Genomic DNA, 12074 nt, shown 5'->3' with positions numbered 1-12074 from the left:
CAAGCAGTCCAGTTGTTGGGAATTGTCCTTTCTCTAGTGCTGCTTGGTGGATTTGGTGTTCTTCTTGTTAAGATGTTATTAATTAATGATCATTAATTGATGATCATTAATTGATGATCATTAATAGCTTATTTGTTATTTTGTTATTCCTTCATTTAGGGTTTTTGTGGTTTCTTACTCGTTATAAAAAAACACAGAAGTTAACTTTTATTAGCTTTTATCTACTTTGAATATTTATAGCTGTAACCATTCGGGCTGAAATTTATACTATAATCAAATATAGGGAGATATCTGCTAAGATTAGTTGATTATATGGTAGGGTAAATTTTTTTTTGAGTATTTCTAATATTTTATTTACTTTGTGATTTTGTCAAGGAATTATTGAACATAAAAAAATAATCAAGTCAACAACTAATTTAATTTTAAGATTCAATTAATTATCATAGGGATGATAATCTAAAAATAATTTTGATAAGTTTTCATAGGGAAAATTTTCAAAAGCTCTCTTTAGGTATTTTAGAAAAAATGTATATAGTTTTCTATGTACATTTCCTCTTTAGGAAAGTATCTAGATTCTGGATTACCGTTCGTGTGTTTGTTTGCTTGAACTTTAATGTTCATAACAGCAGTATAACTATTTATTCTTGCTATAGTAGTTTCGAGTGGTTTGCTTGAAAATGAAGACCTTTCCTTATGTTCCATAACTATTTAATTTGTACTGACTTCACTGACGGCTTACATCGCCTAGTTAACTTCATCTCCCCTCTAGCTAGTAACGGAATCAAACGTATCGTATTTTTACACAGTATCTCGGTTTGGCAATCTGAAAAAGTTGTCGGGGTTGACGAAGACGAAATTGCTAAGGCAAAAGAACTTCTCTCACCCTCCTTAGAAGAAATTCCTGAGGGTGTAGAAGTTAAAGTTGAAGTTCTCTCAGGACAAACTAAAGATGTAATTTTGCGATTAATTGACACCTATAACATCGATATTGTGCTCACAGGGATGCCCATCCGCAGTGCCATAGAAACAAAAATTTTTGGGAGTCACACTCTAGAGTTAGTCAAATCAACCTCAACACCTTTAATGATTTTGCGTCCTCAGTTAATCTCCACTTACACTGATGAAGAATTAGCCCTACGTTGTCAGCATATGTGGCGTTACTTGCTGATTCCTTACAATGGAAAGCGATCTGGGGAATATTTGCTTGGAAAAATTAAAAATCACCTGAAAGACTATCCTGACAACTCTTGTGAACAATGCTTACTACTATGGGTGATTGATGATGGGGAACGCACGGAAGAAATTACAAAATATCACTACAGAGAAGCTCAGGAGAAACTAAACAGCGTTAAAGCAGAATTGGAAGAACTAAATGTAACCGTCAAAACTAAGGTTACTCAAGGAAACCCCTTAGTAGAAATCCTCGATACTGCCTTAAACTTTGACATTAGCGCGATCGCCATCGCTTCCGATTATCGCAACACTATCTTAGAATGGACAAATCCCAGTTTAGCTAACGAGGTTCTTCGCCGTAGTTGGTTTCCAATATTGTTTTTCTCCCCTAAAAAATAAAATTTCTCCTCTGTCCTCTTCTTCCTTTTGAGTCAGCACTGCCTTAAAAAAATGATAACCGTCCCATGAACGACAACCGCGAAAACCCAGCAATTAGCCGTCCCTTACCTGAGGCTATGTTAGAAGCTTCCTTAACTTTAAAATGGTGGGGATGGCGTAGCTTTTGGATGCAAATTGTCCTCGGTATTATCTCTCTGTTAGCCCTTGGAACCGGTTCATTAGGGGAAGGGGAAAAAAACCCAGGCACGGGGTTTGGTATATTTTTTGCTATTTGTGGACTAGTGGTCCTTGGCATTAGCATTTATTTTTCTTTTCGTCATACCAAAATTGCTAATCTCCTGCAGAGTTCCGATCCAACCCGTCGTCCCAAACGAACCGATACCGTCCAAGTGATTCGGTGGGGGTTGATTATTAACCTGATCGGAATGCTATTGTCGTTAGTTGGCACTCAATCTGTTGTCGGTAATGTTTTATTGAAATCCGTGAGACAGACTGGGGCAGTAAGAGGAGGCGCAGGATGTTTGGTAGTAGCGGCAGATATTTTTAGTATTCAAGCTAATTCAACAGCAGTCACCGCTCATTTTATCGGAATTGGTATCTCTTTGTGGTTACTCAATCGTATTACCAAATAGTACTTCAGGAAGGGTGAGGGTATTTTTCTTGGTATCTAAATAAAACTAATTATCGGGTGGGCAATATCTATCAAAATGGTAATTATTGCCCATATTATGGTTTTTGTCCAATATGTCCAATGAATTATGAGTATCTACTTAATTATCCACTATGCAAAAAACTCGATTAAATACTCTGTTTGATAATATTCAAATCCGTCTTAATCAACTATTTACTAATCCTTGGAGGCGCATTTCTTTAAGTTTAATGAGTCTGTTATTAGGGTTTTTTATTGGTCAAGCTGTGTCTACAACTGCAGGACAAGAAGCCTATTGGGATATTACAATTGCCGGGTTTCTAATTTTATTTACAGAAACTATTAGTCGTGTTGCTTATAGTCAGATACAACAGTTAAAAAAAAAACTATGGCTTGAAATTTTAAATATCTTTAAAATTGGCTTTGTTTATAGTCTCTATTTTGAAGCTTTAAAACTTGCTTCATAATCATAAAATTTTAAAATACTTCTAATTAAATGCGGTTACTATGTGAGAATTATCTAACTTCAAAAGAATACAAGCCTTTGGTATTACCCTAGTAAATGGACTCATAAAAATAGTTCTTCTAGACTAGATATAACAAAAAGATAATTAACAAAAACTAAAAGTCTTCCCTTGTAAGGTTTTCATAGCCCAAAAACTTAATTTTTAGGTTATTAGTTACTTCTGATTTATGATTTTTACTCTAGTAAAACCTAGAAAATAAGACGAAATTATATCTTCTCAAAGCTGTTCCAAGTTAGGTTAAACAATGGTTGAAATAGTTAGCATTGAAAGAATCTCAGTTAATTTTACTGAAAGTAAAGCAGTTTGTTAGCCAAAAAGGATTTAAAATACTTTTAATTAAAAATATTTTAAAAAAACAAGTAAAAAAAAATAACTTTATCTAAAGTTAGTAAATTTTTAGCTCCCTATTTGGATGAAAATTTACACCGTAAGAAAGGGGATATAGTTAAAATTAAAATTATTAATCAAGCTGATATTATCTTATTTAAAGAATGGTTTGTAGGAACATAAGTAGTTAATGACATAACGTAAAATAATTGCTTTAAGAGAAATGGGAATAGGTGATCCATAAGCTAAGTAATTTAGTAATCAAAATATAGACTAATTATAATTTTGAGAACCTCTATTAACCGACTAAAAAATATTCACCAAAAAACTTAACAACAAATGTCTCTAACATTTATGCTCTAAAATCCATTAATTATTCCTTATTTTTAGAAACATTCTGTAAAATTCTCAGCGGAGTCAATTCTTTTAATTGTTCCATTTGTTTCTGATTTTTAACAAAGAATGTTCCGGCAAAACCTAAAGAATTGACTGGAATAGATTTATAACTTGCTTGTGATCGCTCAATAATCATCATCCATTCCCGTGTAACCAAAAGATTATAATCAACTGTTGGTTTTTCGTGGTGTAAAGATAGATTAATAGCCATTAATAATTTCTGATAATTTTCTAACATAATCAGGGCGTTTTGAGAATGTTTTTTCTCATTAGCAAGGTTAATTTTAGTTAAAGCATGACTAAAGTTAAAATCAGACAAACATCCAATATTATCTTGAAAGTAAATATCTTTTATTATTGATTCAATTGGAATTTTTTCTACTTCAGAACTTAATGGAAAAGGAACTAATTGTAAATGTTTATGCTGTTGACTTGCTCCGGAAAGCCTGCCACTATTATAGAATCCCAGCCCATTAATATGCAACAAACATTGATATAAAGCAGCAAAATCATTGAAATCTAGCCAACTTTGTTGTTCTTCAAAAACGCGAGTAGTAATTAGTAAATGGTAATCAAATACATTATATTTATTCAATAAACATAGATGAGTATCTGAAAGATTAGTGACAAATAAATCTTTTTCATAGGGAAGAAAAGGATCTACTTTCTTTTCTATCTTTTTACGTTGCTGAGTTTCTTGTTTCTGGAGATTTTCTTTTTGTGAAAAATTATCTAAAATTTTAACTAAAAATTTAATATTGGTATCTTCTATGAATTCATGATTCGTTACGATAGATTGTAATGCACCACAGTTAATAGCATGATTCGTCTGAGTAATGACTTTTTCCCATAAATCTGTAGATTCAAACTTGTCTTTATCTAAGTTCATATTTGTGGACATTATGTATAAAATTACTGTGAAACTAGCATATAACTTAATTAGTTTCTTGTTTACCAAATATCACGTTATTAGTTGACGCACATAAAAACTGATTTTAGTAAATGTACTAGGTTAAGCGACCTTTTCTCAAGTTTTCTTTAATCAAAGAAACAAAACACTATACTTGTATCGGGTAGCAGGGTATAAAAATACGATGAACATCCTGAGTAATTGTATATCACTTATCATTAAACTTTTGCATACCCTACAAAATATACAAACTAGCCCGCAATTTTTTTCAACAAATACAAATAGTCTTTTAAATCTCTTCATGTCTTAATAACCAAAACCCGCTATAAGTCATCGCAGAATCATCTGGCTGAACGACTAGAAAATGCAATCCTTGGCTATCGTTTTTTCGCAATTCATATTTTTGTGCCGCTTTAGCCATGTCTGAATCTTCAAAAGTGGCTAGGATCCAGCGGTCAACTAGATCTGATTCTAAAACTAACCCTCCCGATTTACCTATCTGAGTGGAAATATAGTTTAAGGCGACTGGTTTAACATCTACTAACCAACGGGCTAAATACATTGAGGTTTGACCACCGTAAATAATGATACCTGGGATTCTTACGGTGGAAGCAAGTCCTAAATTTATAGGAAGTAAAAGGTTAGGAATATCAACAATAGGAATGGGGCAATCACTAAAAAACTCAATAAGACCTCCTACAGGGAGGGTAACAAACTGCCATCTTTCTCCCCATAAATTCTCAGGAAGTGTCTGTGGAGGCGGTTGTTCTAATTTGACAGGATTAAAATTATTATTAATCCCTTGTTTTTTTAAAATTTCTTTAAGCTTGGGTGTTCGCCTTGTTGCTTCAACCTTTATACCAAACTTATCTGCTGCTGCAACTAATAAGTTAACTAATTGAGGTCGGAAAACTTGAATTAAATCAGGTATTTCTTGTTCCATAGCGGATTCTAATTTAGAAAATAACCAACTTAAATTAGCTTCTTTTTGTTCACAAATAGCTTGATAAATTATTTTTCCTTGAGCGTTACAAATAAAGAGTTGCCATTGAAACTGATGTTCTTCGTTTAGAAAAGAGGTTTTATAAAAATCTACCTGCCACGTTTTTAAAGTCATTGAATTAATTTAATATAAAATCATCTAACTTTTTTGCCATAAAATATTATAATTTATAAAAATATAATAGCATAAAGGCTTATTATAAACATAATAAAAATATAGATATTATGATAATCTCAAAAAATGACTAAAAATAATTTAACATCAAAAAATCTAGATGATTGGATAGAAATTGGAAAAATTGTTGCACCGCAAGGATTACAAGGAGAATTAAGAGTTATTTCCGATTCAGATTTTTCAGAAAGATTTGAAAAACCAGGAGCAAGATGGTTACAGTCTCCTCAAGAGTCGTATCTTCAAGAAGTTGAGTTAGTGAGAGGTAGGTATGTACCCGGAAAAAATCTATATATTATTAAATTAGCCCAAGTGAAAGATCGTACTCAAGCTGAGGCATTAAGGAATTATAAATTGGTAGTTCCTAGGAGTGATCGCCCAAAAATAGAAAAAGAAGAATATCATATATCAGATCTGATTCATCTAGAAGTTTATCATCAAAAAACAGGAGAACTAATTGGAAATGTTACTGGTATTTTATGGGCAGGTCATGATCTATTAGAAGTTAAACTGTATCAGAAAAATGCTCAAAAAGAACCAGATGTCTCTAAGCCTACTCCCCAAATAATACGCTGTCAAAAACAAAAAAATAAACCTAAAACCCATAAAATAAATACGATTTTAATTCCCTTCGTATACGAAATTGTTCCTGTCGTTGACTTAAAAAATCAACGTATAGAAATTAATCCTCCAGTTGGATTATTGGAATTAAATCAATAACCTTTCATTAAAAATAACTAACTTTAACTAAATAATTATCAATTACTACTGAAGGTTTAAATAATCTTGTAAAGATTGAGTCATAACATCAACAGGAACAGTTTTTTGTAACCAGAATTGTAGGGCAACTGCTCCTTGTTGGATTAACATTTCCAATCCATCAATGGTTATTAACCCTTGTTGTTGTGCATTCTTGAGAAATTGAGTGGGATTAGGAGTATAAATCAGATCATAGACAATCGCATTTTCTGGCATTCTAGCAAAAAGTATAGACTCCATAGGAGAGTCATTAATGTTAGGAAACATTCCGATGGGAGTGGTATTAATTAATAGTTCAGTTTCCTCTATTATCTCTGACAATTCATCCCAGAAATAAATCCTTAAAGTGGCTGTAAGTTGAGTATTTTTCCAACTTTGTGCAAACTGCCATAACTTCTGTCGATCTCGCCCCACAACGTGAATTTTAAGACATCCTAATTGGGCTAACCCTACCACTACCGCCCTAGCTGCGCCTCCATTCCCTAGAATAATTGGAGTCAGATTAGCCCAGTCTCGTTGTAATGATTGGAGAGGGGATAAAAAGCCATCTATATCAGTGTTAGTTCCTTTCCATCCCGTTTTGGTGCGCCAAACCGTGTTAACTGCACCTACCAATTGAGCCGTGGGGGTTGTTTCCGATAGGAAAGGAATAATTGCTTGCTTATGAGGGATAGTAACATTAAATCCTACAATTCCAATACTAGAAAATCCCGCAATTGCAGTAGTTAAATCTTTGGGTTTTAGAGGAAAAGGGACATAAATATAATCTACTCCTAAATAACTAATTGCTGCGTTGTGTATGACTGGTGATAAGGAATGTTTTAATGGATCACCAATAATGCCGAGTAATTTTGTTTTACCGGTAATTTTTGACATATTTTCTGATAAATAATTGTTTAATGATTCCCATTAAGTGTGGTCCAATTGTTACTTAAAATGACCCATTGTTCTAGATTTAGTTCTTCTGCGCGAGTTTGGGGATTAATATTTAATTTTTCTAAGAAACAGATTAAGCTATCATCATCAATGATACTTTTTAAATTATTTCTTAACATTTTGCGGCGATTAGCAAATCCAACTTTAACTAGTGTCTCTAATTGTTGGGGATTAGTAACAGGAGTTTTTAGGGATCTAGGAGTCAAACGAATTACCCCAGAATCTACTTTTGGGGGTGGATCAAAAGCTTTACTGGAAACATCACAAATATACTCACAATGAGCTAAATATTGCATCCCAACCGATAAAGCTCCGTAGGCTTTTGTTTTGGGTTTAGCTACAATACGTTGGGCAACTTCTTTTTGAATCAATAAAACGATTGTATTATATGGGGGATGGTGGGGATGAGCAATGGTTCCAAGTAGTCTTTCTAAGATAGGAGCAGTGATATTGTAGGGAATATTTGCTACTACCTTATTTAGGGGTTGAAATTTTGAAAATTGTTGTAATTGAGTGGTTAAATCTAGGGTTAATATATCTCCTTGTAATAATAAAAAATTCTTGATGTTTCCTAACTGTTTGGCTAACCGTTGACATAAATCTCGATCCAATTCCACCGCTACGGTAGACTGAACATGTGGGATAAGACGACGGGTTAAAATTCCAGTTCCTGGCCCAATTTCTAGGATGTGATCGCTATTTTGAAGTTGAGCAGCCTGTATTATTTTTGTTAAGACTTTTTCATTACGTAACCAGTGTTGTGCAAAACGTTTACGGGTTCTAGTCATTATTTAAAGTAAAAAGTAGGAAGTTAGAACTCTTTGAGTCAGGAGGATAGCCAATTCCTATGTTGCTTTATAATTCTAGAATCAATGACTTACTATTCATAATTTATACGACTGTCCTCAAATCAAAGAGACTCTATTCTACGACAGAATTAGCTCATGATGTGAGAGATTCCGGACCAGTAATCGCGGCTAATATACTTGTTCTTTGTCTATTAGTATTCCCTTACCTATGTAGAGAGAGCAGGGGTAATTATACTAATGATTGGTAACATTCCAGATACTATAAATAATCTAATTTTGGGAATTCTCAGTGATCGTACTCATCTCCTCTAGGATTGTCATTTACCTTAGGTGTTAGGGTAAATTTCACCCCCCGCTTTCCCATATGATTCACAATCGTCGGTCTCTTATCTTAAAAAGACATAATCAACAAACAATGACCATTGATTGTTGATTATGTCTTAATCTAGATTTTGTTTAATACGCCTACATAAGGGTTAATTGAGCCTAAACCACCTTGACTTAAGTATTAATTCAAGATGACAATGAACACACAAGTTTAAATACTTTTTAACTTACTTTCTTAGATTTTACAAAAATCCTAAATTGTAAAGCATGGTGCTGCTTTACTTAGTCATGTCCAATGAACGAACAAGCATTGAGACTACCTTAGTTGTTTGCAAACTTAACGACGCAGTAATTGATTTAGTTTTAGCTAAAGTAAACCTAAATCAATTACTGCGTCGTTAACAGCTAGGAAATATTGCTGATTAACTCATCTTATTACTGGACTATAACTTTATATTTACCGCTTTAGTAACAGAAACTGTTGGCTTCTTCCCCCTAGGATGTAACATTCATTGTTTATATAACTTAAATACTCGTTATCGTCGTCTTCTAATTCTTTTTAGAAGATAAAAAAATGAGAAGGCTTTGAGTTTCCATTCGTTTTAAGTTTTCATTAGTCTGGAGCTAGAAACCTAGGTAACTTTTTATTTCTAAAGTGAAGTAAACTTTAAATTTTGTTATTTTTTAAACAAAATTTAAAGTTTATCATGGTACACTATCTCATAAAATTAAATTGTCAAAAGCTTAGCTTACTAATTGGTCAAATTTTTAATTTAAACTAAAAACCTCAGGATAGAACTCCTCATGACTAATATTCTATGGCTTCAAGGTGGCGCCTGCAGTGGGAATACTATATCATTTCTCAACGCAGAAGAGCCCACTCTTGTAGACCTAGTTACGGATTTTGATATTAACATTCTCTGGCATCCTTCCCTGGGACTAGAATTAGGGGATAGCTTGCAACAACTCCTAGATGACTGTGTTAGTGGAAAAATCGCTGTTGATATACTTGTATTTGAAGGAACTGTTGTTAATGCCCCTCATGGAAGTGGAGAGTGGAACCGGTTTGCTGGCCGTCCTATGAAAAACTGGTTAGCAGACTTATCCAAAGTTGCAGGGTTCGTAGTTGCAGTAGGAGACTGTGCCACCTATGGCGGTATTCCTGCTATGGACCCCAATCCTAGCGAGTCGGTTGGACTCCAATTTCTCAAGCGCAAAAAAGGGGGAGCCTTGGGAGCTGAATATCGTTCTCAAGCGGGCTTACCTGTAATTAATATCCCTGGTTGTCCAGCCCATCCCGACTGGATTTCCCAAATCTTAATAGCGGTGGCTGTAGGACGAGTAGGAGACATCACTCTCGATGAATTCCATCGTCCCGAAACTTTTTTTAAGTCCTTTACCCAGACTGGGTGTACTCGCAATATGCATTTTAACTATAAATCGAGTACCCAGGAATTTGGACAGCGTACCGGATGTCTTTTCTATGACATGGGCTGTCGTGGACCCATGACTCATTCTCCTTGTAATAGAATTCTATGGAATAGAGTTTCCTCCAAAACTCGTGTTGGAATGCCGTGTTTAGGATGTACCGAACCTGAGTTTCCTTTCTATGATTTGAAACCAGGAACAGTTTTTAGAACTCGAACAGTCATGGGCGTTCCCAAAGACTTACCCCCGCAAGTTAACAAGAAAGATTATGCTGTAATGACAGTTATGGCTAAAAATACTAGTCCGTCTTGGGCTGATGATGATATGTTCATTGTCTAAAATCTTCTTTAAAGTCGCTCTGTTAGAACTGAATTAGTTAAATTTTCTCCGGAAGTGAATATGCCAATTAAAACATTAGAACTATCTCCTGTTGGAAGAGTTGAAGGAGATTTGGATGTACGAGTAGACATTGAAGATGGAAGAGTAGTTGATGCCTGGACTAAAGCGGAGTTATTTCGGGGATTTGAGGTAATTTTAAAAGGCAAAGATCCTCAAGCCGGCTTGATTGTTACTCCTCGTATCTGTGGAATTTGCGGTGCATCTCACCTTACTTGCGCTTCTTGGGCTTTGGACACAATCTGGGAAACTGAAGTTCCCCGTAACGCTATTTTAGCCAGAAATTTAGGGCAATTAGTGGAAACTCTTCAAAGTCATCCTCGGCATTTTTATGCTCTTTATGCAATTGACTTAACCAACAAAAAATATAGGAATAGTCCTCTCTACGAAGAAGCCTGTAAACGTTTTAGTGCATTTACTGGAACATCCTATGAATTGGCCATCACTATCTCAGCTAAACCTGTAGAATTGTATGCCCTCTTCGGTGGACAGTGGCCTCATTCTAGCTATATGGTTCCTGGAGGCGTGATGTGTGCGCCAACCCTAACTGATGTTACACGAGGTTGGGGTATTATGGAGTATTTTCGTACTAATTGGTTAGAACCAGTCTGGTTAGGATGTTCTTTAGAACGTTATGAAAGAATTAAAACCTACGAAGATTTCCTGGAATGGTTGGAGGAAAATCCTAATCATGCTAATTCTGACCTTGGTTTTTATTGGAGAATGGGTATAGACATTGGTTTAGATAAATATGGTCAAGGCCCTAGACGTTATCTTACCTGGGGTTATCTCCCCCACGAAGATAGATATCAAAAGCCTACCATCGAAAGTCGCAATGCTGCGGTCATCATGAAAGCAGGTGTCTATGATAGCTTCTCTGATACCCATCATATGGTAGACCATACCTTTGCTCGTGAGAATACCAGTCATGCGTGGTATAAAGAAGGAAACTCTGATATTCACCCATTTGATCGCAAAACTAGACCAAAAGAAAAAAATACAGGAGATTATAAAGATAAATATTCCTGGTCAACTGCGGTAAGTCACAAAGATTTAGGTCGAATGGAAGTGGGGTCTCTGGCACGTCAGTTAGTTGCAGGCGGTACACAGGGAGAAAGCTTCCAACATCATGATGGATTAATTCTCGATATGTTCAAAAAGATGGGTGGACCTAGCATTCATTTACGAGAGTTTGCACGAATGCACGAATCTGTTAAACTGTATCGGGAAATAGAACGGTGCTTAGGAGAATTTAAACTCAATGAACCCTGGTACATCAAACCGACTTCCAAAGATGGTCGAGGTTGGGGTGCGACCGAAGCCAGTCGTGGTGCCTTATGTCACTGGGTTGAAGTAGAAAGCGGTAAAATCAAGAACTATCAGATCGTTGCCCCTACTACTTGGAATGTAGGTCCCAGGGACGGTAAAAATGTTCGCGGACCTATTGAGGAAGCGTTGATAGGCATTCCTATCGAAGACCCCACAAACCCTGTTGAAGTTGGTCATGTAGCCCGTTCGTTTGATTCCTGTTTAGTATGCACGGTACACGCTCATGACGCAAAAACAGGGAAAGAATTAGCACGGTTTAGAACTGCTTAGTAAAAACTCACACTAGAATAGTGTTTTGGTACTTTAGACCGCTTTAAAGTACCTAGCTATCTAGGAGAGTAGATGTAAATCTCAGTTTGCATCTCAATGATGAACATCATCTTAATAAACCTTACTGTGTCTATGCTGAATATTTCTATTTTTGAATATTGTTATTTAGGAATAATATCTATCTGACTATCTTACTCCCAACTAACATAATAAACTTCCTGGAAAATGTCTTGAAGAGAGTAACTGCCCTCATGATTGTACCCTA

The 12074-nt window shown here is 35.2% G+C and carries 11 protein-coding genes; 7 read left to right on the top strand and 4 right to left on the bottom strand.

The window, feature by feature from the left end:
* The first annotated feature begins 693 nt into the window (after positions 1-693).
* The 3 genes from ETSB_RS05165 (at position 694) to ETSB_RS05155 (ending at position 2688) form a co-directional block, all read left to right on the top strand.
* The gene (locus tag ETSB_RS05165; protein ID WP_044106715.1) at positions 694-1572 is read left to right on the top strand and encodes a universal stress protein; all 879 of its coding nucleotides are present in this window, start codon (positions 694-696) and stop codon (positions 1570-1572) included.
* 65 nt (positions 1573-1637) lie between these two features.
* Entirely contained in the window at positions 1638-2204 is a 567-nt protein-coding gene (locus tag ETSB_RS05160; RefSeq protein ID WP_044106713.1) for a DUF3611 family protein, read from the top strand.
* 151 nt (positions 2205-2355) lie between these two features.
* Positions 2356-2688: a DUF565 domain-containing protein gene (locus tag ETSB_RS05155; RefSeq protein ID WP_044106711.1), complete on the top strand. Its 333-nt coding sequence runs from the start codon at positions 2356-2358 to the stop codon at positions 2686-2688.
* Positions 2689-3448: 760 nt separating this feature from the next.
* On the opposite strand, the gene ETSB_RS05150 is transcribed toward ETSB_RS05155, so the two are convergent.
* Positions 3449-4360, bottom strand: coding sequence for an ATP adenylyltransferase family protein (locus tag ETSB_RS05150; RefSeq protein WP_044107638.1), 912 nt, complete (start codon positions 4358-4360; stop codon positions 3449-3451).
* A 310-nt stretch (positions 4361-4670) separates the two neighbouring features.
* On the bottom strand, positions 4671-5498 hold the full coding sequence (locus ETSB_RS05145; protein ID WP_044106710.1) for a Tab2/Atab2 family RNA-binding protein: 828 nt from the start codon (positions 5496-5498) through the stop codon (positions 4671-4673).
* A gap of 126 nt (positions 5499-5624) precedes the next feature.
* Here ETSB_RS05145 and rimM point away from each other — a divergent pair, with 126 nt between their 5' ends.
* Positions 5625-6275 (top strand): ribosome maturation factor RimM, encoded by a 651-nt coding sequence (gene rimM / locus ETSB_RS05140; protein ID WP_044106708.1) that lies wholly within the window; start codon positions 5625-5627, stop codon positions 6273-6275.
* Between the two features lie 45 nt (positions 6276-6320).
* Here rimM and ETSB_RS05135 read toward each other — a convergent pair whose 3' ends face one another.
* Both ETSB_RS05135 and rsmA read right to left on the bottom strand, forming a co-directional pair.
* The gene (locus ETSB_RS05135; RefSeq protein WP_044106707.1) at positions 6321-7190 is read right to left on the bottom strand and encodes a shikimate dehydrogenase; all 870 of its coding nucleotides are present in this window, start codon (positions 7188-7190) and stop codon (positions 6321-6323) included.
* 20 nt (positions 7191-7210) lie between these two features.
* Positions 7211-8038, bottom strand: coding sequence for a 16S rRNA (adenine(1518)-N(6)/adenine(1519)-N(6))-dimethyltransferase RsmA (gene rsmA, locus ETSB_RS05130; RefSeq protein ID WP_044106706.1), 828 nt, complete (start codon positions 8036-8038; stop codon positions 7211-7213).
* A gap of 615 nt (positions 8039-8653) precedes the next feature.
* Between rsmA and ETSB_RS10505 the strand changes: the two genes are divergently transcribed.
* From ETSB_RS10505 to ETSB_RS05120, 3 genes are all read left to right on the top strand, one after another.
* A complete protein-coding gene (locus ETSB_RS10505) occupies positions 8654-8788 on the top strand; it encodes a hypothetical protein (protein WP_269763986.1) in 135 nt (44 codons plus the stop codon).
* A 402-nt stretch (positions 8789-9190) separates the two neighbouring features.
* On the top strand, positions 9191-10153 hold the full coding sequence (locus ETSB_RS05125) for an NADH-quinone oxidoreductase subunit B family protein (protein WP_044106703.1): 963 nt from the start codon (positions 9191-9193) through the stop codon (positions 10151-10153).
* A gap of 60 nt (positions 10154-10213) precedes the next feature.
* Complete coding sequence (locus ETSB_RS05120; RefSeq protein ID WP_044106699.1) at positions 10214-11809, top strand: nickel-dependent hydrogenase large subunit; 1596 nt, start codon at positions 10214-10216, stop codon at positions 11807-11809.
* Positions 11810-12074: the final 265 nt, after the last annotated feature.

Source organism: cyanobacterium endosymbiont of Epithemia turgida isolate EtSB Lake Yunoko (assembly GCF_000829235.1).
GTDB lineage: Bacteria > Cyanobacteriota > Cyanobacteriia > Cyanobacteriales > Microcystaceae > Rippkaea.
This window is presented reverse-complemented; position numbering and strand designations above follow the sequence as displayed.